This is a genomic window from Pseudobutyrivibrio sp. LB2011, from assembly GCF_000701765.1.
Classification (GTDB): Bacteria; Bacillota; Clostridia; order Lachnospirales; family Lachnospiraceae; genus Pseudobutyrivibrio; species Pseudobutyrivibrio ruminis.
In genome coordinates this window covers 43,999-68,073 of the sequence record NZ_JNJS01000007.1, presented here as the reverse complement: position 1 = coordinate 68,073, position 24,075 = coordinate 43,999, and the positions used below count along the sequence as shown (strand labels likewise).

At 39.4% G+C, this 24,075-nt stretch carries 24 protein-coding genes; 6 read left to right on the top strand and 18 right to left on the bottom strand.

Going from position 1 to position 24,075, the window contains the following annotated elements:
• Positions 1-3: 3 nt before the first annotated feature.
• From T375_RS09200 to argS, 4 genes are read right to left on the bottom strand one after another with little or no spacing between them, the layout of a single operon-like run.
• Positions 4-2,568, bottom strand: coding sequence for a translation factor GTPase family protein (locus tag T375_RS09200; protein ID WP_049960378.1), 2,565 nt, complete (start codon positions 2,566-2,568; stop codon positions 4-6).
• Entirely contained in the window at positions 2,568-3,434 is an 867-nt protein-coding gene (locus tag T375_RS09195; RefSeq protein WP_044937665.1) for a YitT family protein, read from the bottom strand. The genes T375_RS09200 and T375_RS09195 overlap by 1 nt, the downstream gene beginning before the upstream one ends.
• Entirely contained in the window at positions 3,424-4,758 is a 1,335-nt protein-coding gene (locus T375_RS09190) for an RsmB/NOP family class I SAM-dependent RNA methyltransferase (RefSeq protein ID WP_044937662.1), read from the bottom strand. The genes T375_RS09195 and T375_RS09190 overlap by 11 nt, the downstream gene beginning before the upstream one ends.
• On the bottom strand, positions 4,758-6,518 hold the full coding sequence (argS, locus tag T375_RS09185) for an arginine--tRNA ligase (protein ID WP_044937660.1): 1,761 nt from the start codon (positions 6,516-6,518) through the stop codon (positions 4,758-4,760). The genes T375_RS09190 and argS overlap by 1 nt, the downstream gene beginning before the upstream one ends.
• 207 nt (positions 6,519-6,725) lie before the next feature.
• Here argS and T375_RS09180 point away from each other — a divergent pair, with 207 nt between their 5' ends.
• The 5 genes from T375_RS09180 (at position 6,726) to T375_RS09160 (ending at position 11,055) form a co-directional block, all read left to right on the top strand.
• Positions 6,726-7,784 (top strand): iron-siderophore ABC transporter substrate-binding protein, encoded by a 1,059-nt coding sequence (locus T375_RS09180; RefSeq protein ID WP_044937658.1) that lies wholly within the window; start codon positions 6,726-6,728, stop codon positions 7,782-7,784.
• Positions 7,777-8,775, top strand: coding sequence for a FecCD family ABC transporter permease (locus T375_RS09175; RefSeq protein WP_044937657.1), 999 nt, complete (start codon positions 7,777-7,779; stop codon positions 8,773-8,775). The genes T375_RS09180 and T375_RS09175 overlap by 8 nt, the downstream gene beginning before the upstream one ends.
• Positions 8,772-9,764 (top strand): FecCD family ABC transporter permease, encoded by a 993-nt coding sequence (locus T375_RS09170; RefSeq protein WP_044937655.1) that lies wholly within the window; start codon positions 8,772-8,774, stop codon positions 9,762-9,764. Before T375_RS09175 ends, T375_RS09170 begins: the two co-directional genes overlap by 4 nt.
• Positions 9,764-10,588 carry an ABC transporter ATP-binding protein gene (locus T375_RS09165; protein ID WP_044937653.1) on the top strand — a complete coding sequence of 275 codons (825 nt, stop codon included), beginning with the start codon at positions 9,764-9,766 and terminating at the stop codon, positions 10,586-10,588. The genes T375_RS09170 and T375_RS09165 overlap by 1 nt, the downstream gene beginning before the upstream one ends.
• Before the next feature lie 89 nt (positions 10,589-10,677).
• On the top strand, positions 10,678-11,055 hold the full coding sequence (locus T375_RS09160) for a thioesterase family protein (RefSeq protein WP_033154376.1): 378 nt from the start codon (positions 10,678-10,680) through the stop codon (positions 11,053-11,055).
• Between the two features lie 34 nt (positions 11,056-11,089).
• Here T375_RS09160 and T375_RS13725 read toward each other — a convergent pair whose 3' ends face one another.
• From T375_RS13725 to T375_RS09105, 13 genes are all read right to left on the bottom strand, one after another.
• Positions 11,090-11,257 carry a hypothetical protein gene (locus T375_RS13725; protein WP_167541227.1) on the bottom strand — a complete coding sequence of 56 codons (168 nt, stop codon included), beginning with the start codon at positions 11,255-11,257 and terminating at the stop codon, positions 11,090-11,092.
• A 53-nt stretch (positions 11,258-11,310) separates the two neighbouring features.
• Positions 11,311-12,066 (bottom strand): exodeoxyribonuclease III, encoded by a 756-nt coding sequence (locus tag T375_RS09155; protein WP_044937651.1) that lies wholly within the window; start codon positions 12,064-12,066, stop codon positions 11,311-11,313.
• Positions 12,067-12,083: 17 nt separating this feature from the next.
• Positions 12,084-13,337, bottom strand: a complete 1,254-nt coding sequence (locus T375_RS09150; RefSeq protein WP_044937649.1) for an ABC transporter permease — start codon at positions 13,335-13,337, stop codon at positions 12,084-12,086.
• Between the two features lie 10 nt (positions 13,338-13,347).
• A complete protein-coding gene (locus tag T375_RS09145; protein ID WP_044937646.1) occupies positions 13,348-14,859 on the bottom strand; it encodes an HlyD family efflux transporter periplasmic adaptor subunit in 1,512 nt (503 codons plus the stop codon).
• On the bottom strand, positions 14,856-15,548 hold the full coding sequence (locus T375_RS09140) for an ABC transporter ATP-binding protein (protein WP_033154381.1): 693 nt from the start codon (positions 15,546-15,548) through the stop codon (positions 14,856-14,858). Before T375_RS09140 ends, T375_RS09145 begins: the two co-directional genes overlap by 4 nt.
• A gap of 2 nt (positions 15,549-15,550) precedes the next feature.
• On the bottom strand, positions 15,551-16,747 hold the full coding sequence (locus T375_RS09135; RefSeq protein ID WP_044937644.1) for an efflux RND transporter periplasmic adaptor subunit: 1,197 nt from the start codon (positions 16,745-16,747) through the stop codon (positions 15,551-15,553).
• Between the two features lie 121 nt (positions 16,748-16,868).
• On the bottom strand, positions 16,869-17,327 hold the full coding sequence (locus T375_RS09130; protein ID WP_049960377.1) for an HD domain-containing protein: 459 nt from the start codon (positions 17,325-17,327) through the stop codon (positions 16,869-16,871).
• Between the two features lie 100 nt (positions 17,328-17,427).
• A complete protein-coding gene (locus T375_RS09125) occupies positions 17,428-18,330 on the bottom strand; it encodes a hypothetical protein (RefSeq protein WP_155952489.1) in 903 nt (300 codons plus the stop codon).
• 17 nt (positions 18,331-18,347) lie between these two features.
• The gene (locus tag T375_RS09120) at positions 18,348-19,001 is read right to left on the bottom strand and encodes a PilZ domain-containing protein (protein ID WP_044937641.1); all 654 of its coding nucleotides are present in this window, start codon (positions 18,999-19,001) and stop codon (positions 18,348-18,350) included.
• An 84-nt stretch (positions 19,002-19,085) separates the two neighbouring features.
• Positions 19,086-19,940, bottom strand: coding sequence for a bifunctional 5,10-methylenetetrahydrofolate dehydrogenase/5,10-methenyltetrahydrofolate cyclohydrolase (locus tag T375_RS09115; RefSeq protein WP_044937640.1), 855 nt, complete (start codon positions 19,938-19,940; stop codon positions 19,086-19,088).
• Positions 19,941-19,952: 12 nt separating this feature from the next.
• Complete coding sequence (locus T375_RS09110; RefSeq protein ID WP_044937637.1) at positions 19,953-20,567, bottom strand: cyclodeaminase/cyclohydrolase family protein; 615 nt, start codon at positions 20,565-20,567, stop codon at positions 19,953-19,955.
• Between the two features lie 48 nt (positions 20,568-20,615).
• Positions 20,616-20,789 (bottom strand): hypothetical protein, encoded by a 174-nt coding sequence (locus T375_RS13600; protein WP_155952487.1) that lies wholly within the window; start codon positions 20,787-20,789, stop codon positions 20,616-20,618.
• 45 nt (positions 20,790-20,834) lie between these two features.
• Positions 20,835-21,755, bottom strand: coding sequence for a carbohydrate kinase family protein (locus T375_RS09105; RefSeq protein ID WP_044937636.1), 921 nt, complete (start codon positions 21,753-21,755; stop codon positions 20,835-20,837).
• 134 nt (positions 21,756-21,889) lie between these two features.
• Between T375_RS09105 and T375_RS09100 the strand changes: the two genes are divergently transcribed.
• Positions 21,890-22,828 carry a CobW family GTP-binding protein gene (locus T375_RS09100; RefSeq protein WP_044937634.1) on the top strand — a complete coding sequence of 313 codons (939 nt, stop codon included), beginning with the start codon at positions 21,890-21,892 and terminating at the stop codon, positions 22,826-22,828.
• Here T375_RS09100 and T375_RS09095 read toward each other — a convergent pair.
• Positions 22,825-24,066, bottom strand: a complete 1,242-nt coding sequence (locus T375_RS09095) for an aconitase/3-isopropylmalate dehydratase large subunit family protein (RefSeq protein ID WP_044937927.1) — start codon at positions 24,064-24,066, stop codon at positions 22,825-22,827. The genes T375_RS09100 and T375_RS09095 overlap by 4 nt on opposite strands.
• Between the last annotated feature and the right edge of the window lie 9 nt (positions 24,067-24,075).

Below are 24,075 nucleotides of genomic sequence, written 5' to 3'. Positions count from 1 at the left end.
CTATTATTTTATGTCATAGTTTTCTCGGAGCTCTCTAGCTTTTCTTTCCACCTCTTCTATAAACTCTCGAGAAGATATCAACCTTGCCCCTGCGCCTCTGATAATTACCTGCTCTAAGCCATCAGAGGTTACAACTGTGATATCGTATTTTTTACCATGTTCATGGGTGAATCTCTCTATGTATGCATCGGCGGTCTGAGCCTCTGCTGTAAACACCTGATGAATGTTCAAATAATCAGATGCTGTCACCTCATGTCCTTTCACTCTGTAGGCATCAAAAACTGCAATTACATTGTAGTCTGTCATCGCTTTGTAATTGCTAAGGATATCAAGTAGCTTTCCTCGTGCTCCGTCCAAATTGACATCAAGCACTTCCTTTAATTCCGGCCAAGCGTAGATAAGATTGTATCCATCTACAAGAAGATACTTGTCCCTGGCCTTTATCTCCTTGGGCGCTTTGTATACGTAATCTGAATCAACTCTTCTTGGTCTTGTGCTTTCTCCATAGTGCCAACCCTTTTTAGGATTTTTACCCTGATTACTGTGGGTGGCGAGCTGAAGTATTTTGTCTATTTCATCTGGATCAAGCCATTCGTCTTCGCTGTGATTCATTCGCTTAGAATTAATAGGAATTTCATCATCTTGGGCTGAGTTGTTTTTTTCCTGTCTGCAAGGTACATGGCATCTATCCTTCACCTCATACCATGGAACAACTTCAGCTGCCCCGTGGGAGCAAAATACAGAAGAAGCCGGATTATCTATATCTGCTTCTGGATCATATCCGTAGGCTTCCATTACCTCATCTGGATTTTTGCATGCTGAATATCCGGCAAATGTAAGGTTGATGTGACCTTGTCCTTTTGTAAATGTCACAAGAACAGACTGATAGTTTCTAATCTGAGATGCTGGTGCATTTCCTCTGATAATGCTAAGACCACCATTATCCTCTGGCACCTCAAAGGAACCCTTCATATTTTCCACATCGGTCATTACTCTTCCGATTTGTTCTGAAGGAACGCTGATTTCAAAATTAAAATATGGCTCCAGGATGGTTGTTCCAACCTCCATAAGGCCCTGTCTGATTGCTCGATAGGTGGCCTCTCTAAAATCTCCACCTTCGGTATGTTTGATATGGGCTCTACCACCAACAACTGTAAACTTTACATCTGTAAGCGGCGCCCCAATTGATACACCCAAATGTTCCTTTTCAAGAATATGGGTAGTTATAAGTCTTTGCCAATTAAGCGCCAGATCATCAGTAGAAACATCTGCATCCACCTGAATACCACTGCCTGGCTCTAAAGGTTCCATCAAAATATGGGCCTCTGCATAATGACGAAGTGGCTCAAAATGTCCTACACCTTCCACCTTATCTGCAACAGTCTCCTTGTATAACACGCCTGATTCAACAAACTCGCCCTTGATGCCAAGCTCATTTTCTATTCTAGTGAGAATGATTTCTGTTTGAACTTCCCCCATCAAATTGAAGGTTATCTCCTCCAGCTTATCATTCCAGCTAACATTAAGAGATGGGTCCTCATCGTTAAATGCACTAAGCTTTGGATATGCAAGACGAGGCACAGTATCATCTGTGAAATTAAGTGTATATTTCAATACTGGATTTAAGGTGAGCTCTGGCCTATTATCCTCCACTCCCATTCCTTCGCCGGCAAATGTAGCCTTAGGGCCGATTAATGCAACCACATCACCAGCCTTTGCCTCATCTATCTGAGTGTACTTAGCCCCGGAATAAAGCCTTATCTGGTCAACCTTCTCACCATTTGGAAGTGTATTCTTAACCTTTAAGCTTCCAGAAGTAATCTTGGCAAAGGTAAGTCTTGTATCTCGTGCAAGACTTTCGATTTTATATATTCTTGCACCAAATTCAGTTCCCTTTTCCTTTTTCTCTCCTGAATACTCACTTAGCTTTTTCATAAAATCCAGAAGCTCTTTTACGCCTGAATCCTTAAGGGCTGAACCAGTTAAAACAGGGAAGATTTTCCTTGATATAATCATATCGTAAATACGATAATCAGAAAGCTCACCTGTCTCAAAAAACTCTTCCATTGCCCCTTCATCTTCTGCAGCAATATCCTCGTGATTTGAAAGAAGAACGCAGTTGCCACTAAGCTTTTCTTTGAGATTAGGAAGTAGAGAATCTGCCTCCACAGAAGGCATATCCATCTTGTTAATAAAAATGATTGTTGGAACTTTGTTTTTAGAAAGTAAATCAAAGAGAGTCTTTGTATGTGCCTGAACACCATCGGTGCCGCTTACAAGAAGAATTGCAAAATCCAGCGCCCAAATAGCACGCTCAGTTTCAGTTGCAAAATCCACGTGACCTGGAGTGTCAAGAAGTGTAATACTTCCCCCTTCCACGTCAAAAACAGCAGGCTTTGAAAAGATAGTTATCCCTCTATTCTTCTCCTGCTGATCAGTATCTAAAAAGGCGTCCCCCTTGTCTACTCGACCGGTGGACGCCAAAACTCCTGCGTTGTAAAGAACCGCCTCCGATAATGTTGTCTTACCTGCATCAACATGTGCAAGTATTCCCCATGTTGTATTCATTAGTTATACCCTCTAAAGCCTTTACCTATAATCTCGCTACTATTTGTAATTGCAATAAATGCACCAGGATGATTTCTTCTAATGTAGTTCTTAAGATCTACAGCCTGCTGTCTTTTAAGAATAGTTAGAATGATAGTCTTTTCCTGATGACCATAAGCGCCCTCCGCTTTGTATATAGTGGCGCCCTTTCCAAGCTCCTCTGTAATATATTTTACAATTGGATCTGGATTTGAACAAATGATTGTAAAGTATTTTACCAGGTTAATATTTTCGATTGTCTCATCAACAACTAAAGACTTAGCTAATAAGCCTACACATGAAAATAAACCTGTTTGAATATTAAATACGAAACAAGCACAAACGACGATAAATACATCTGATAAGAACAATGCTGTGCCTATATTAATACTTGTATATTTTTTAAGAATCATTGCAACTATATCTGTTCCACCAGAAGATGCACCTAAATTAAAGAAAATTGCAGATGCAAAGGCAGGCAAAGCAATTGCAAACATAAGCTCCAATACTGGCTCGTCAGTAAGTGGGCCATCCATTGGATGAATCTTTTCAAGAAGGCTTGGTCCTATAGAAACAAGCAAAGTGATGTATGTTGTTTTGATTCCAAATTCTTTTCCGAAAACAAAGAATCCAAGCACTAACAAAAAGATATTAATAACCAGGTTGATATTTCCTGGAGTATGTGGCAATAGTGCAGCCAGCACAATAGAAATACCGCTGACACCACCAAATGAAAAATGATTTGGGAATTTAAAAAAGTAAATTCCAATAACCATAACAGCAGCTGCTATTGTAAACATTACATACTCATAAATATCCTGTTTGTGCATGTATATTTTATGTATCATACCTACGAAGTCCTTTCGGATAATGATTTTTGATTTGGCCTTTTACAGCCTTTCCCCACCCAATTGAATATCCATCAACTGTAATAAGAGTCCATCCATCCTTTACATCGCATCTGATAGATTGACCTGTAAGATATGCATCGATTTCGGCACTATCTGATGATAAGTTATGACTGTTAGTCACCTCTGATGGCTTAAGTGCCAAAGCCAGAGCATGGCTTGGCTCGAAGCGGTTCTTTTTTAATGTACCTAAGAACAAGCCTCCTCTTAATACATGAAGACCATCAAAATCCGGACAGTCCTCTGGCAACATATAAAGCAAATCGTTAAGTAATAGCAGGTTGCCTCTCCACTCCTTTGGATTTGTCATAGTCTCTTTAATGAATATTAAATAGTCATTTAATATTTTATCATTAATTTTCTTTAAGGAATAGGTTTCTCTATTATCTTTACATTCTTCATATCGATTATCAGCATCTGCCTTTTCAAGTAAGGCTGCATAATGCCCCTCTCCCTTTACCTGATGTGGCCATAAACGCTGTTCCTTGATTAGCTTCATGTCTGGATGTCTTGAAATGAAAGCCGCAACAGCTTCTTCATCCTCTAATCTGGCAAAAGTACATGTGCTATAGCACATCCTTCCACCAGGGATAAGCATCTCGTACGCTCTATCTAGAATCTCTGCCTGTCTTGCAGCACACATTTCAACAGACTCCAGCGACCATTCGCTACAAGCATCATGATTCTTTCTAAACATGCCCTCTCCGGAACAAGGTGCATCCACCATAATCTTGTCGAAGTATTCCACAAAACGCTCTGCCAGCTTGTCTGGATATTCAGATGTAACAATGCAGTTTTTGATGCCGAGACGCTCAACATTTTCAGAAAGAATCTTTGCACGATTTTTCATAGGCTCGTTGGAAACAAGAATCCCCTGTCCGTCGAGATATCCTGCAATCTGGGTAGATTTACCACCAGGCGCAGCACACAAATCCAGGCAGAAATCCCCTGGATTTGGCGAAAGCATCTCTACTGGAAGCTGTGCAGAAGCATCCTGAATATAGTAAACTCCAGCACTATGATAAGGATGAAGACCTGGTCTTTGGTCCTCATCATAATAGTATCCATTCGGACTCCAATCTACTGAGCCTGTCAGCATATGATTAATGGTAGCCTTTGCTGCATCGTCTGCCTTTATTGGATTAAATCTAAGGGCCGATATTTTGTTCTCATCATAAGAACGTAAAAACGCATGGAAGTCAGGACCTAAGTCCTGCTCCATGCGATTAACGAAATCAATTGGTAAAAATGTTTGATCAGACATTACATACGCTCCGGTGCTTTGAAGCCAAGAAGATCGATTGACTTCTCAAGAACTCCTCTTGTAAGCATGAGAAGCTTGAGATAGCTAGCCTTAACAGCTGCATCCTCCTCAGCTAAAATCTTTGTATCGTGATAGAATCTATTGAATGCATTAGCTAAATCATAGATGTATGCACAAATCTTGTGTGGTGCCATATCCTCGTAAGCAGATGTAAGGGCTGCCATGAACTTTGTAAGCTCAAGCTGTAAGCCTCTCTCTGACTCTGAGTGAGCTGGCAAGATATCGCCATCAACACTGTCCACTCCTGCCTTAGCAAGAATAGACTTGCAACGAACGATTGTGTAAAGGATATATGGGCCTGTGTTACCCTCAGCAGATGTGAATCTGTCGATATCAAAGATGTAATCCTTTGAAGCCTGGTTTGAAAGGTCACCATATTTAACAGCAGAAAGAGCTACAACTGATGCTGTCTTTGCTGCCTGTTCATCATCCATTGTACCATTCTCTTTAATCTTCTCAAGCATCTTCTCTTCTACTTCCTGAAGGAGATACTCAAGTCTCATAACACCACCCTGACGTGTCTTGAATGGCTTACCGTCCTTGCCGTTCATTGTACCAAAACCTACGAAATAAAGGTTTTTATCTGCTGGAACAATGCCTGTCTTCTTTGCGCAACGGAATACCTGTGTGAAGTAAAGCTCCTGACGCTTATCTACAACATAGATGATTGAATCTGGATTGTAGTCCTTCATACGCCATACCATTGTTGCAAGGTCTGTTGTATTGTAAAGAGATGCACCATCTGATTTAAGAATCATACATGGTGGAACCTCTTTTGTATCTGTTTCTTCTTTAACGTCTACTACTAAAGCGCCCTCTGAAATATAAGCAAAGCCATCATCCTTCATCTTCTGAACCATATCAGGGATGTAAGGCTGCGCATCGCTTTCGCCCTTCCAAAGGTCAAATGTAACATCAAGCTTTTCATAGTTTCTCTTAAGGTCTGTAACTGAAACATTAAGAATGTGAGAAAGAAGTGCCTGATATCCTCTTCTGCCATGCTGAAGCTCATATGTAGCTGTCATAGCAGCCTCTTTGTATGCTGGATCTTCCTTTGACTTTCCAGATGCACATGGATAAATCTCCTCAAGCTCTGAAATAGTGAAAGGTGCTTCTGTAGGATACTCTCCCTCGAAGCTTTCATCAAAATATACAAGCTCTGGCTTGCGAAGCTTTAATTCTGTGATGATAAGTCCCATCTGAAGACCCCAGTCTCCAAGATGAACGTCACCGTAAACTTCATCACCCATAAAACGAGCTGTACGCTTAATTGACTCACCGATAATTGCTGAACGAAGGTGACCAACGTGAAGTGGCTTAGCAACGTTTGGTCCGCCGTAATCAATCATAACCTTCTTTGGTGTAGCTACCTTATCAACACCAAAACGCTCTGTATCTGATGCCATGCCACTAACAAATGCAGCAATAAACTCATCAGAAAGGTTCATATTTATAAATCCTGGAGGACATGCCTCGCACTTAGAAAACATTGCATTATCAGCTAACTTTTCAACTACCTCGTTAGCGATTGCAATAGGAGCCTTTTTGTACTCCTTTGCTGCTGCCATTGCTCCATTACACTGAAACTGGCAAAGGTCAGGTCTGTTTGAAAGTGTTACCATTGCATATTTTTCATCGTAACCAGCTGCTTTAAAACCGGCGATGACGACTTCTTTTATTTGTCCAAGAATCTCTTTCATCTCGTCCTCCGTATATAATCTTAATCTTGCGGTGTTCAATTATACCACAAACTATTTATGCATACAATTGGGTGAAAAATTAGTCTGTACTGATAAATATTATCATAATCGAATTTTAGTTTGACAAAACTAATTCGCACGTGATATAGTAGCACGCAGTTAGTTTTCGCTAACTCTTCTCAATTTACAACAGGAGGATTTTTTATTATGAGAAAAAAATTATTATCACTTATAGCAGCTGTTTCTGTATTTAGCACTGCTCTTGTAGGATGTGGCAGCACTGATACAGCTACAACTTCAGATACAGGTTCTGCTGACTCAGCAAACACTGAAGTAACTGGGGATGACTCAGCTTTCCCAATCACAATTGAGCATGCATTCGGTGAAACAACTATTGAATCAAAGCCAGAAAGAGTCGTTACACTTTCTTGGGCTAATCAGGATGCAATATTAGCTCTCGGTGTCGTTCCAGTTGGTGTTTCTGCAGCAAACTATGGTCTTATGACAGACAACAAACTTCACCTTTGGACAGATGAGGCCTTTGCTGAATTAGGTGAAACAAATCCTAATGTATTTGACGATGAAACAGGCTGGGATTATGAAGCTATTGCAGCAGCTGAACCAGACGTTATCATTGCTTCTTACTCAGGCTTTACTGAGGAAGAATACAATCTCCTTTCAGAGATTGCCCCTGTAGTTCCTTACATCGAAACTGCATGGAAAACAAACTGGAGAGATCAAACTATTGTAAATGCAACAGCTATCGGTATGAAGGCTGATGGTGAAAAACTTGTTGAAGAAACAGATGCTTTAATATCAGAAAAGCTTGAGCAGTATCCAGAGCTTGAAGGAAAAACAGCAGGCTTCTTCTGGATTTCACAGGATGATATGAGCACATTCTATGCTTATCTTCCAAATGATCCTAGAGCATCATATCTTAACGACTTAGGCTTAGAAACACCTGAAAGTATCCTTTCTCTTGCTGAGACAAGTGAAGACTTTTCTGTAACTATCTCACGCGAGAACAGCGATTTATTGAATGATGTAGATATTATGATTGTTTATGGAGATGAAGGTCTTCTTGAGGCAATGCAGGCTGACGCTCTTATGAGTCAGATTCCAGCAGTAAAAAATGGTGCTGTTGTATTACTTGATTCAAATAGCGCTCTTGCAGCAGCAACTACTCCATCAATTCTTTCTATACCATATGCAATCGATGATTATCTTTCATTATTAAGTGAGGCAGCAAATAATATTAATGAATAAAAATAAAGCTATATCAATAACTGTTTTAGGTATTGTAATCCTATTTATTGCGATAGCACTTTCTATAACCTACGGCACAAAGTCCGTAGGTTTATCCCATGTTTGGGATGCAGTTTTAGGACGCAATACCGATGTGTATGAAGTAAATATTGTTCAAACGCGAATTCCCAGAACCCTATTTGGAATCATTGCTGGAGCTTCTTTAAGCATTTCCGGTGTATTAATGCAGTCTATTACAAGAAATCCTATAGCAGACCCTAGTATTTTAGGCGTAAATGCAGGTGCTTCTTTATTTATAGTTGCAGGCATTGCATTTTTTAACATCCAGTCAAAGATTTCCTACATTGGACTTTCTTTTGCTGGAGCAATGCTTACAGCACTAATAGTGTACAAGCTTGCATCTGTAGGCTATGGTGGACCAACCCCTATAAAGCTTGCTATTTCAGGCTCTGCAACAAGCATCGCTTTATCTTCAATCATCAGCCTTATAGTTATGCCAGATTCCAGCGTAATGACTACATACAGATTTTGGCAAATAGGAAGCATAGGTGGAACTAATTATGATGACATCAAACTTATTCTTCCTATCACCATTCTTGCAATAATAGTAAGCTTATGCTTTTCCGGCAATTTAAATACTCTACTATTATCCGAGGAAACAGCCATCGCCCTTGGCCTCAATGTTAATAGAACCCGGGCAATTGCCGCTATTTGTGGTGTTCTTTTATGTGCAACTACCACAGCATTGGCAGGTCCAATAAGCTTTATAGGTTTAATGGTTCCCCATTTTATTCGCATGATTGTAGGAAGTAATCATATTCCACTTATTATATGCAGCGGCATTTACGGAAGCTCAGTACTTATCATTTCAGACGTGCTCGGAAGAATTCTTGGTCGTCCAGGAGAACTGGAATCTGGAATTATGACTGCATTAATCGGTGCACCCATTTTCATATTTATTATCAGAAAGGCCAAGGTACAAAGTCTATGATAAAGCGACGAAGAAAATACATATTTATCCTTTGTATTCTATTTGCCATTACATTGGTACTAGCCTTTTGTAATCTATCCATTGGTGAAAAGAATTATTCTCTAGATCAGGTAATAAAAACTATCCTTGGACTCAGTGATGAAGGTTCATATATTATTGCAAAACTGAGATTACCTAGAACAATTACCGCTATACTTTGCGGAATTGCTTTTGGCGTTGCAGGCAATATATTCCAAACTCTATTAAACAATCCATTGGCAAGCCCAGATATCATCGGAGTTTCATCAGGTTCCACAGCCGCCGCAGTATACTGCATTCTTTTCCTTAATTTAAATAGAAATATCGTTTCTATCATTTCAGTATTTGCGGGAATATTGGTGGCCATATTGATTTACAGAATCTCTTACGTAGGAAGCTTTTCAACTAGCAGACTTGTTCTTGTAGGAATAGGATTTCAGGCCTTTTTTACAGCCATGGTTAATTGGATGGTAATGAAAGCTGCTGAATACGACGTGCCTACAGCAATGAGATGGATGACAGGAAATCTCAACGGAATAGTAACGGACTCTCTTCCACTATTATTTATAGTAGTTGTAGTTTGTCTTCTATCAATAATAGCTCTTCGCCACGGCATGCAGTCACTGGCGTTAGGTGACCAGGTAGCAATTATCCTTGGAGTACGTATCAATTTAGTGCGCACAACATTAATAATCTGCTCCGTGCTTTTAATCGCCTTTGCTACATCTATTTCTGGACCGATCGCATCAATTGCATTTTTATCAGGTCCCATCGCTGCAAAAATATGCGGCAGAAATCAATCCAACATCATCTCCTCTGGACTTGTGGGAGCAATACTTGTACTTGGGGGAGATTTTATAGGACAAAACCTGCTAAGCACAAGATATCCAGTTGGCGTAATCACCGGCATTCTGGGTGCGCCATATCTAATATATTTGCTTATTTCTCAGAATAAGAAAGGAAACATTTAATGGAACACAACACTTTAAAAGCCAACAATATAAAGGTTGGATATGGAAATGGCAACATTCTAAACGATGTCAGCATCCATATTCCAGAAAACAAAATAAGCGTTATCCTCGGATCAAACGGAAGCGGAAAATCCACTCTTTTAAAGACTTTCTGCAGACTCTTAATACCAAACAGTGGAAGTGTCACATTAAACGATACCTCTCTTCTTTGCATAAAAACCAAAGACATAGCCAAAACTATCGGACTCCTCCCTCAATCCCTTATTGCCCCAGAAGGCATTAAGGTTGCAGAGCTTGTATCAAGAGGCCGCTATCCTCATCGCAAGTTCATGGCGCCACTTACTTGCCAGGACTACGAAGCAATCGACGAAGCCATGGCAGCAATGAAAATCACAGAGCTTGCAGACAGAACTGTAGATGAACTATCCGGTGGCCAACGCCAACGCGTATTTATCGCCCTTGCCTTAGCCCAGCAAACCGACATTCTATTTCTAGACGAACCTACCACATACCTAGATATCGCCTACCAAATAGAAATCCTGGACCTTCTAAAGGAGCTTAACCGCACAAAGAAAACCACCATCGTAATGGTTCTCCACGACATAAACCTATCCTCAAAATATGCCGACTACATTTTCGCAATGAAAAACGGAAAGCTTTTAGCCGAAGGCACCCCAAACGAAATCATCACCACCGATTCCGTCAAGCAAATATACGGCATCGACAGCGTAGTAATCGAAGACCCAATGTCCCTAAGCCCCTTCGTAATCCCAATAAGCGCCCACGACAAATCTAGAGGGGCAGACCCTACACAAAAACTATAAAAATGTGTAAATAGTAGGCTTGCGGGGCGTGATGTGTGGTATTATAGTGGAGGTTGCGAAATTATATTTGTTGGGAAAGGACTTATACTATGTTGGAAATTGGGATGAAGAATACCGCTGAGACGGTTGTTACAATTGATAATACGGCGAAGGCTTTTACTAGTGGGGCTCTTGAGGTGTTTGCAACGCCTGCAATGATTGCTCTTATGGAAGAGACTTGCTGGAAAATGGTTCAGCCAGAGCTTGAGGAAGGCTTGGGTACTGTAGGCACAAAGGTAGATGTTAGTCATATGGCACCATCTGCTATTGGAAAAACCATTATTTGCGAGGCTACTCTTATTGAAATTGATGGCCGTAAGCTTTCTTTTGAGGTTGTTTGTTCAGATGAAAGCGGTGTTGTGGGTATGGGTACTCATGAGAGATTTATCATCAATAACGAAAAGTTCCTTGCAAAGGCAAATAAGTAATAAAAACGGCTAGCCAGATGGCTAGCCGATATTTTTATTCTTCGTCTGCATTTAAAGCAGCATCAATGATTGACATTAATTCCATGGCACTGCGGAAGCTAAGCTTTTCGTCCCGGTCAGCCCATGTGACCTGGCCCTGCCATGTGTCGTTTTCGCATTTATTAACATGTACTACAAATGTACCTTCTTTTTTATCTGCCATAATAAGCACCTCCCACTGATATACTCTATGATAGCATATTGCCTGCCTAATGCCTATTCAAAATCTAATTCTATTGGACAATGATCTGAGCCCATAACTTCTGTATGTATCTTGGCATCCTTCATTCTGTCCTTCATATCCTCTGAAACTATGAAATAGTCTATGCGCCAACCTGCATTCTTCTCTCTTGCATGGAATCGATATGACCACCATGAATAGATTTCGGCCTGGTCTGGATAAAAGTGTCTGAAACTGTCTACAAATCCAGCATCCAAAAGCTCTGTCATCTTGCCACGCTCCTCGTCAGTGAAGCCTGCATTACGACGATTTGTCTTAGGATTCTTGATATCAATTTCCTCATGGGCAACATTCAAATCGCCACAAAGGATTACGCCCTTTTTCTTGTTAAGCTCGCACATGTAAGCTCTGAAATCATCTTCCCATGTCATTCTGTAATCCAGACGCTTAAGCTCATTCTGAGAATTAGGTGTGTAGCATGTAATGAAGTAATAGTCCTCGAACTCGAGAGTAATAACTCTTCCTTCGTGGTCATGCTCTTCTATTCCAATACCGTAGCTTACAGAAATAGGCTCTTTCTTAGTAAAAATGGCTGTACCAGAATAGCCTTTCTTTTCTGCATAATTCCAGTAGACATGATATCCTTCTTTTTCAGAATCAAACTGCCCCTCAGAAAGCTTGATTTCCTGAAGGCAAAAGATATCTGCATCCACCTCATCAAAGTATTCCCAAAAGCCTTTTCCTACCACTGCTCTAAGGCCGTTTACATTCCATGAAATAAATTTACTCATATAACCTCCGGGTCAAATTAGTTAGTTCTCAATGCATCTATAGGATTGAGATTTGCAGCCTGATGACTTGGTAAAATACCAAATACAATACCGATTACCATTGAAAATACTACTGCTATAAAAGCAGCTGGCCATGATATTGCAACAGGAGTGCCACTCATAATTGAAATGATTTGAGCAAGTCCAATACCACTGGCAACTCCCAGAACACCGCCCATAGAAGTAAGTACGGCAGCTTCTGTAAGGAACTGTCCCATGATTTTTCCTTTTCTTGCTCCAATGGCCTTCTTTAGACCAATCTCTGCAGTACGTTCTGTAACTGATACTAGCATAATGTTCATTACACCGATACCACCAACTAAAAGAGAAATTGCTGCAATCCAAATAAGCATTGAATTTGTTGATGATGAAAGCTGCTGAAGTTGCTGTGCCTGCTCAAGTAAATCCTTTGATTGATACTTGATAGTGTCATCAGTTGGATTGATGTATGAATTCATAATATCTGCAGTCTTCTTTCCTGCAGCTGTCATATCATCAGTAGAATTAGCTCTAACTAAAACATTTTCTGGCTCGTCATATTTGTAGCTTATAGGCCAGGTTGAAAGGGGGATATAAACTGTTCCAGATTCATCCTGCATATATGTTTCATAGTCAGAGATTGAGTTGATTGTAGGCTCAAAGTTTGAACGTGATGCAACAACTCCGATTACCACATATGAATCTCCCTGAATCTCAAGGATTTTTCCAATAGGCTCATCATTGTGAAGAAGATCTTCCACAACACCATCATCAATTACACAAACCTTTTTATAATCTTTTAACTCATCTACTGTGAAAAGTCTACCTTCTTTAACTGTAAGATTGGCTGTTGAAAAATAGTCTGTTTCAACGCCTTTTACATATCCACCATTCATGGAATTGTTCAAGTAATAAACTCCATCATAAATCTGTCTGTTGGCATATTTACTTGCAGATTTGACCTCATCCAAGTCTCTGATTTCAGATAAAACATCATCGCTTACCTGAGGAACTCCAAATGGTGCCTCGCTATAGCTTAAATCAAGTGGCCAATCATTTTGATAAAGCTGAATATCAACAGTGTTGGAGCCAGAGCCAATAAGATTTTCTTTAATCTGTTGGTTGGTTCCTTCGATAGTAGATACTATGGCGATAATAGCCGCAATACCAATAATGATACCCAGCATTGTCAAAAAGGATCTAAGCTTATGTGTCCATATGCCTCTAAAGGCCAATCGTAAATTTTCTAACATAAGTCCTCCCTTAATACGCAAAAGAATCCACTATTTTGCAATTCATACCTTCCACTGCTCCATTTCCATATGGGAATGCAAGGTAATCATCCATAGTGACACCGCTTTTAATCTCAATCATTGAACCCCAAAGGCTTTTTCCAACCTTTACATAAACCTTTTCAAGCTTATTGTCAGAGCCCATTTTCATAACATAATTGCCGCTGGCATCCTTGCGAACAAAATATGTAGAAATATAAAGTCCGGTATCTTCCTGTCCAGCCGGGGTAATTGTAATATCTACTGCGGATCCAATTTCAATACCGCTGCTTCTATCGAAACTAGCCTTAAATTCATAATTACTGCTGTTTGTGTTTCCATCTCCAGAATAGAAATTGTTGTTATCTGTATTTGGAGTATCACTGATATAAGTAATAACAGCATCTGCTGTAAGTCCAGTATCCCAGGAAGAAATAGTAACTGTATCTCCAACATTTACACTATCAAGATAGAACTCTCCGATGCTGCCTGAGATATAGTACTCATCAGTAGCGGTAACTATCATGAATGGTTGAGTGTTATTGTAATTGTCCTTGTTCTGAACCTTAGAAACTGTACCTGAAACCTTTGCCAGAATCTCACCATTGTCATTGGTGTTCTTCATAACCTCAAGCTCATTTTCCTTCTTTCTAAGATCAAGATCATGTTTCTTGAGGGTGTTGGAAACCTCTTCTATTTTATCTTTAAGCTGAGTAGGTGTATAACCTTCTGGAGCATTGTATCGTTCTACAACATTTCCCTCTCCATCAACACCTTCGTGACCAATCATCTCTCCTGTTTCTGCATTGTAGTAAAAGGTACCTACAGTAACTTCTGTTGTTTCATAATTATCGTAACATTCGAAAAGAGAATGGTCCGCATTTACGATAGCATTAATCTTGTCTGTATCATCAGTTTCATCCAGGGAATTACCCTTTTCATCATAATAGAGAGTAGATGTAAGATTTCCAGACTGATCAAAATATTCCTCGTAAACAAGATGGTCTTCCTTGTATTCACCGAAGGTAGAGCCCAGCTTTAATCTATACTCTTTACTAACAAGAAGCTCCCTTGTTCTGGTATCTGGTGAGCTTGAAATGTATTCAGGAATAGGTGTTGTATTCTGCAGTCTTTCAAGAGTAACTGTATCAGCAACATAAGCTTGTCTGGCTTTTTCTACTTCAAGCTCTTTGCCTTTAATGTCCTGTGTTTCTTTCTTGACTGTCATCAGCACATCGCCTTCGTTAACATGGTCGCCTGGCTGAACATTAACAGCTAATATCTCTGTTCCTGATGAAAGGTAAGTGGTCTGAGACTTATCTGAGGTTACATCTCCGTAACTAGTTATTGAATCACCCCAGTATCCATCCATGGCATACATGCTTACGGCAACAACCTCAGCAGTCTTTTTGCTTTGGCTGTATCTGTATCCTCCATACAAACCGCCACCAGCCAAGGCCAAAATAATAACTATTATGAGGATAGGTTTAATTATCTTTTTCATTCCTTATCCTCCTCTAATCCATGGTAAAGCTTGCCGTCGACAATTCTGTATGTCTTTTTCGCATGGCTGGCAATATTGGCGTCGTGAGTAATCATTATAATGGTTGTGCCTTCTTCATTCAGCTTTTCGAAAAGATCCATGATAGCGGCGCCAGACTTTTGATCAAGGGCACCTGTAGGCTCATCCGCCAAAAGAACCTTTGGATTATTAACAATGGCTCTAGCTATGGCAACTCTTTGCTTTTGACCTCCAGAAAGCTGATCAGGACGGAATTTTACTCTATCCGCAAGGCCAACCCTTGTAAGAGCTTCAATCGCTCTTCTTTCTCTTTCTTTTTTAGGAACTCCTGCATATGAAAGAGGAAGGGCTACATTTTCAATTGCATTCTCCTCATTCATAAGATAAAAGCTTTGGAAAACGAACCCAATAGAGTGAAGTCTTAAATCAGACATCTGCCTATCTTTAAGCTTTAGAACATCCTTATCTTCAAAATAATAGACACCAGATGTAGGTTTATCCAGGCAACCAATAACATTCATCAAAGTACTCTTTCCAGAACCTGATGGCCCCATGATTGCCACGTATTCACCTTCGTTTACAGTAAGTGACACATCGTTCAAAGCAGGAACCGAGGTTTCTGTGCCAGATTCACCGTAAACCTTGTAAATGTTTTCAAGTTTTACAATCATTCTTATTCTCCCTCGTATTCGCTAACAGTCTTCATTCCCTCAGAGTAATCCTCCATTGGGAAAGCGATTAATGTGTCATTATCAATACCAGAAACAGAATATACCATCTGCTCCTCATAATAATCTCCAAGCTCGATAGGAACCTTTGTTAAACGTCCCTTGTTGTCTGCCCATACAAATGGATTGCCCTCTTCATCATAGGCAATGTAGTAATCATATAAATATGTGCCATCTGTAAAGTCCATCTCTGGTGCATCTGTCTGTCCAAGTTCGATGTATAGATGCTGTCCCATCATTAGGCCTTCACTATCCTCAAGTGTGATGTAAAAAGGATATTTTGTGGAACTAGAATCAGAAGAACCACCACCATAATATGACGAATCATTGTTTTCCTGCTTTGATTCAGTATCAATCTTGGTAATTGTTCCTTTCCATGTCTGACTGCTGTCCACACGAGAACGAAGTGTTACAGGCTCATCCACATTGATTGCCCATACGTTTTGCTCGTTGATTTGTCCCTTAACTCTCATCTCCTTAGATGCAAGAATTGTGATAAAAGAACCGTCTGTTGTGTATGGGTTTGTATCATCTGCAATCTTTGTGATTGTGCCATCAACTGTAGAAGTTACAGTAGAATTTGCTATTTTATTGTTGTTAGCTTCAATCTTTGCATTTACCATCTCAATATTATTCTGAGCAATGGCAATATCTGTATTTAATGAATTAATCTGATTGGTAAGCTCTTCCTTTTTAGTTTTATCCTCATCTGTGTTGCCCTTGATTTTATCAAGCTCTGCCTGAGTCTTGGTAATATCGTTGTTGTAATCAGCAATACTAAGGTTGTAGCCTTCAATTTCAAAGCCATACTGAGTATTCTCTGATACCAGAGAATCAGTTTTATACGAAAAAAGAGGTGTTCCAACTGTAACAGTGTCGCCCTCAGATACAAAAAGCTGATCTAACTCTCTGTCAGAACTTTTTGTAATACCTGTAGACTCCTGACCTTCCACAACGCCCATAAAGACATTAGTAGAATATCCACTGTTAGTTCCCATGATATCAGACAAAGACATAACGTATACCTCCGCTGAATCATCAGAACCAGTTGCACCTCCTGATATAATTCCTGATTTCCACACGAAAATTCCTGCAGCCGCAATTATCGCTGCAAGCACAATAGCTATAACCTTTTTTTTCATATCATTCGTCCTTTCGATGAACATTAACTGTTCTATTTCCCTTAATACAGTTATAGCATTAATATAGGGCCATTGCAAGCAAATACAATGGCCCTAATATAATATATTCTTGATTTAATTTTTATCTGCAAAGCAGTGTTTCTCGAGTTGATACACATTTATCAGCAATACATACAATCCATGCTGCTCTACTTTTGGGAACCTTGGTGATATTAAGTGGCCACATATGGCTTTCTATAACATCTTGAGTCCTTTTTCCTATCCCAAAGTCGTTAATGGCATTTTCTTTTGCAGTGTTTGAATGAGAAAAACCGTGAAGTCCATGTCCATCATCAGTAACATGCCAATCATATAAATAATAGTCGTGTAAAAAAGCACCTATTGTAAGAACTCTATCATCTGCTCCTATATGAAGTCTTTTATTAATCCAAAAACTAAGTCTAGTGACACTTTCCACATGATCAAAAGTTGTTATTCTCCCATGTTGAATGTAGTTCTTCATTTTTAGAACTCTCGAGTCACTTCTAATTGGCGCCAAGATACTATTTAATCTTGCCTCTTCATCTGGTCTAAGTCTCATAAAACCCTCCGAGATAACCATATTCATTACAAATCGCAGTTGAAATAGTACCAAAGAATTATGTCCAGGCTGTGAATGTAATATGTAGAATATGATAATTCTATCTGAATTTGTAGAAGGAATCTGTACGTCGTCCATCGTTAAACGAACCTTCTACCAAGATAGAACCTGCATGGTTTACCTCGGCAATCCCCACCTTTCCTGTATTCTCCTCTAAATATGAAATATAGAAAACATAAACATCTTCTTTAAAGAAATAATCGTATCTTTCTTCATCAGTAAGATTATCTTCTATTTCCAAACAACAGTCTCCAGGATTAAGCAAAAACCTTCCCACATAATCTGCATCCTCTCTGGAATATGTAACCGTGTATCCCTCCTCCTCAGGAAAATCCAATAGCAGCTGAGCATAAGCATCATCTGCGGACTCCACAGGGACCACTTGATTTGAAGAAACCCTAGCTTCTTCAGTTGGATTATAGTCTGGAATAGAGAGCCATAATCCTAATATCCAAATCTGAACAAATAAAATCAAGGTTAAACAAAATACCAAAACACCTTGTACATAACGTTTTACTCTTCCAAGACTAATCCTGTCATGAACTTTTTCTTTAATTTCTTCTTTTGTTTTATCTTGTTTGCTAATAGACTTTATTTTATCTATTAGCTTCTTAAAATCCGGAATTCTAAGCCTTTTATCATTTTCTTTAGTCTTGATTTTATTTTTAGCATAATCGCTTTCACCTATTGTTGAAAGACAATGCTGGCATATTACTTTATTATCAGCATGCTGTCCGCAAATAACACAATTCTCATCTACGGCTTGGCCAGCTGCTATATCAAATATTCTTGTTTTGAATCTCTTACCAAAAACAGAGCCTAGAATTTGTCTTTCATTTTCTAGCCTCAGTATACCTTCAACAACCTCCATACGACTGAAATCGTATTTAGAAGTAAGTCGAACCATATATAGTAGCTCTTGTCGTAACTTATCGTCTGCCATATAATTCGTCCCTATCGCTATCTATCTAACTTTTCGTCCATGCCTTTAAAGCATAGATACGCTAAAAGCTTATTATCTCTCTCTAAAATTTTGCCAGCGTACAATATGCCATTGTTTTCAGCTTCAGCTCTATTTACACGAGCCTTTACTGCCAAGCTAAAATCTGAATTATGAGCATTATCAGCAAAGTTAACCTCTACAATGTCACCTATTGTGACTCTATTAGCATTACCAATAAAGGAAACTCCACTGTCGCTAATATCCAAAACTGAGATGGAGAAACGTCGACCATCTTCCATCAGAGCAGAGCCTGGCTTTTTCACATGCACTCTAACATCCTCACGACGTTCACTAGATGCTGCAATTTTTCCAAATGCCTTGGCATCTACGGCATAGTAATCCACACCTCTGAATTTGATAACGTTAACAGCTACATTTTTCCACACAACTCTACCGCCAGTGTGCGGATCTATGCAATGAAGTGAGAATGTCATGCTCTGTGGAGATCCATTTGTAAAATCCACAACCTGTCCGTTATACACGTATGGCTTAACCAATGCTCCTGTTTCAGCATTAGTTCCAACCACCTCTGTCTTCAATTCAAATGATGAGCCACCAATAAGTACTTCTAGTGTGACCTCCTGTCCTGCCCTTAGCTGCTCAATAATCATAATTCGTCTCCCTTAACCCCTTATAACAACTATTCTACATAATTAATCGGAGTTTTTGTATAAAAAATTCATACATTTTGAAAATTAAACAGTCTTTTTTGCTGCCGCTTCAACAACATGCTTTACAAGTATGCTTGTTGTAACACCTCCAACACCACCTGGCACTGGTGTTATAGCATCTACAATTGGTTCAGCTTCGTCAAACTTAACATCGCCACAAAGCTTGCCTTTTTCATCATTCCAGCTAATACCAACATCAATTACAGTCTGGCCTTCTCTCAAATATTCCTTTCCAATGCTTTCCATCTGACCAGAAGCTACCACTACAATATCTGCATCCTTTGTAATAGAAGGAATATCAACTGTTCTTGTATGGCAAATTGTAACAGTTGCGTTTTCGTGCATAAGCATCATTGCAACTGGTCTACCAATAACAAGTGAGCGACCAATGACCGCAACCTTCTTGCCAGAAAGTGCAATATCATAATGCTTTAAGATTTCCATGGCCGCCTCAGCTGTACATGGTGCAAAACCAAGATTTGTGTTTGTAAATACACCGGAAAGAGATAAATCAGTGCATCCATCCACATCCTTTTCAGCCTTCAGCATATTTCTAGCTTTCTCACCATCGATATGCTTTGGAAGTGGTCTAAACATAAGAATTCCATGAACAGCGTCATCCTCGTTTAACTCAGTAAGCTTCTCAAAAAAGGCTTCTTCTGAAACATCCTCCGGAAGTGCCTCCACTCTAACTGTCACACCAACCTGCTGACAGCGTTTGATTGCGCCTCTTTCATAGGAAAGATCATCTGCTCTCTCTCCAACTCTAAGGATAGCAAGTGTAGGATTAACTCCATTTGCTTTGAGAGCCTCCACCTGATTAGCCATTTTTATATTTAATGCATCAACTACTTCTTTACCTTTTAATAACTTTGCCATGATACCTCCAGTTTATAATCTTTCCATAACGCTTTTGTATATTTCATCAGCTTTGCTTACATACTCATCAACTAATGCTTCCACTTTAGAATCTAAATCTGACGCATACTCTCTATCCTTCATAGATTTGGTGTTTATCTTTACATTGACAGCTGCCCCTTTGATTGCTCCCTGAAGCATTGCAACACCTGTGGCTGCATCACTAATCATAAGCACTGAGCCTTTATCTGCAAATTCTCTTTGTAAATCCACTGCTTCACAAGCAAGCTGAAGAATCTGAAATGGAACCTGTGCAGCATCTTTCAAGCACTTTTCCATTATTTCGTCTCTGGTAGGATCTTCCTTTGAAATAGAATAAGCCTTAGAAAGTGGTTCAAAGGCAATAGCATCATCATCGATGCATTTTAAGAGTTTAACTCTAATGTCCTGAGCCTTTTCCATTAAATCCTTTATTTCTGGCTCCACATCTGCATATTTCTTTTTCCCAACAGTGAACTCGCCAACCATATCTCCAAGAGCTATTCCAATGCTTGCAACCATAGCGCTTGCACCGCCTCCACCTGGCACGGATGTCTTTGAAGCAAGCTTCTCTGTGAATTCCTGTAATGTTGAATTAGTTAAACTCATAGTATTCTCCTTTTATATAATGCAAAAAAGACCTTGGTAATCCAAGGTCTAATCAGTAATAAAGTCAAAAATAGTCATTTGGTCAGAATCAGCTACTAAATTGTCGTAGTTCTCCTGCTCCTCTGGTGTTAATTCTCTGTGATATACGTATGTCTCTTGCTTGATAACACCATCCATATCAAAATACATCTGTCTGTATTTTAGATTATCATTTTCTAACATTACTCTAGCCCAATCAATTATCCTAAATTATTCATGACTATTCTATCATACTTCTAAGCCGAACTCACTAGGTAAAAATCGTGGACATACATTATCTGAAGTTACAATAACAGATGCTGCTAAAGTAGATCCAATTTCACAAGCCTCTTCTATTGTTTTGCCATATGTAAGACCGATTGTTACACCGGCGAAGAATGAATCTCCTGCACCTGTAGTATCTTTTACATCTACCTTTCTAGCAGGTACAAATCCTGTATTTCCATCAATATCTGCATAAACAGCACCCTGTCCACCAAGTGTTACAATCATCTTTTTAATCTGCGCACCCTGGATTTTCTTTGCAAGGATTTCTTCCATCTCCTCAGGTGTTTTCTCTGAATAATCATCCATGAAAAGGATGCCCGCTTCCTGCTGATTGCATACAAAGCACTCTACATTCTTCAAGAAATCTCTACGTTCAACAGCAATACTCATGTTTGATACAGCTGCATATACCTTTAGGTTATATTTCTCTGCATATTTGAATACTCTTTTGATTGAATCCTTTTCCATATCAATCTCAAGAGCAATACTATCTGCATCTTTGAAGATTTCGTCTCCTTCTTCATCAAGAATATCATTGATTACAGAAAGATCAGGACGTTTTGAAATAGATGCAACTACGTCTCCGTGATTATCAAAAACTGCAAGCCACTTTCCCATTCCATCAGGAGTACGGCGAACAAATCTTGTATCGACCTTGTGATTATTAAGCTTCTCAAGTACGCCTGTACCAATACCGCTTTCATCTACAAGACTAACAAATGTAGGACGAAGCTCAACATTTGCAATGTCCTCTACTACATTACGGCTAACACCACCGTGAACTTCCTCTACAGTACCAACATTTCTACCTGCTGGAATATAGCTTGCTGTAGAGTGACCTTTAATATCAATAAAAACTGCTCCTAGTACTACAATTCCCATTATTAATTACTCCTTTTTAAACAATGTATAAATACTATCACATGCTTTTAGAATTTTAAACAATAATTTACTACCAATGTGTTGTCCTTTATAATATACCTAAATTGTTACATAACTATGATACGAGGTATAACATGATTAAAGTAGACTTAATTACAGGATTCTTGGGTAGCGGCAAAACTACCTTTCTTAAAAAATATGCAAATTACTTCATTTCCCAGGGCAAACGAATTGGAATATTAGAAAACGATTACGGCGCTGTTAATGTTGATATGCTTCTTCTAAATGATTTGCGTGGAGACAATTGTGAGCTTGAAATGGTAGCCGGTGGATGTGACGCTGATTGTCATAAACGCCGTTTCAAAACAAAGCTTATTGCCATGGCTATGAGCGGTTATGACAGAGTCATCATTGAGCCATCTGGTATTTTTGATGTGGATGAGTTTTTTGATGTTCTTAGAGATGAGCCCCTTGATAGATGGTATGAAATCGGTACAGTTCTAACTATCGTTGATGCAAGACTTGAGGATAATCTTTCTGATGATTCCGATTTCTTCTTAGCCAGCCAGATAGCAAACGCCGGCCGCATAATTCTTAGTAGAACTCAGCTTACTGATTTAGATCATATCGCAAATACGAAGGCCCACTTAAAAGCTGCAGCAGAAAAGGCCAACTTAAATATAAATGTAGATTCTCTTGTCCTCGATAAAAACTGGGATGATTTTGATGATGGGGATTTTGAAATGATTTCAAATAGTAGCTATGCTACAAGATCTTACATAAAAAAATTAACCACTGATGACAGTGGTTATAAAACAGTTTATTTTCTTGAGCTTCCATTAAAAAAAGAATATCTAAAAGAAAGAATCGATACTCTTATGTCCGACTCTTCTTTTGGTGAAATCCTACGTGCAAAAGGCTTCTTTAATGAAGACGGCACTTGGTATCAGTTCAACGCCACTAAAAATGAATTTGAACTAACACCAATGTCCGTAGGTCAGCAGGTCTTCATTGTCATTGGTGAAAACCTTAATGAAAGTAAAATCCGTGAATTCATGGAAGCAAATAATTAAGCTTCTGTAATCTTGCCTGCAATTGCTGTAGCTGCAGCTGTTGCAGGGCTGGCAAGATATATCTGAACCTTGCTAGTTCCCATTCTTCCAAGGAAATTTCTATTGTTTGTGGCAACCACCACTTCGTTATCTGAAAGAATTCCTCCACCTCTTCCACAGCACAAACCACAACCTGGAGTAGTTATAATTGCGCCAGCGTCAGAAAGAATTTCAAGGGTGCCATCAGCTAAGGCCTCTCTATAAATCTTGCGGCTAGCAGGAGTGACAATCATTTTCACAAATGGTGCAACATGCTTTCCCTTTAAAATTGTAGCTGCCGTTCTAAGATCTTCTAATCTGCCATTTGTACATGAGCCAAGGAATACCTGATCCACCTTTGTCCCCTTAAGCTCAGAAACCAGATGAATGTTATCCACCAAAGATGGACAAGCCAAAACAGGAACCATATCCTCTGCTCTATATCTGAGTATTCTTGAATACTTAGCATCATTATCTGGCTTCAGTGCCTTGATACTATCGTCATATTGTATTTTGCAGTAATCACATGTCTTGTCATCTGGAACAAACAAACCGCATTTTGCCCCAGCTTCCACCGCCATATTAGACATAGTCATTCGGCTGGCTACACTCATAGCCTCTACTGTGCTTCCAGTAAATTCAATAGCCTGATATGTAGCTCCAGAGGCAGTCAAATCACCAATAATTCTAAGAATGATATCCTTTGATGTAACATTTCCAGGTAGCGTACCATCAATTTCTATTTTGATTGTCTCAGGAACTTTTATCCAAAGCTGACCTGTTCCAAGTATGCCTGCCATCTCCGTATATCCGATACCTGTTGAGAAGGCGCCAACGCAACCATATGTAACTGTATGGCTGTCTGTTCCAAAAGCAATATCACCAGGCTTTACGTATCCAGCCTCTGTCATAAGCTGATGACATATTCCATCTGTTCTGTGGACATTTTTGATGCCATATTTCTTTGCAAATACATCACCTTCTCTGAAATGACGAGTGTCATCTACCTGAGTAGCAGGAAGGAAATGATCATATATAAGAACAACGCTGTCAGGATTTTTAACTTTTGAAAAGCCCATCTCCTCAAACTTCTGTACAGCAAAAGGAACCATGATGTCATCTATCATGCACCAGTCAACATCTACAGTGACAATGTCTCCCGGTTTTACATCATGCCCTACTTTATTTCCAATTATTTTCTCTACTAATGTCTTTCCCATTTTTCCACC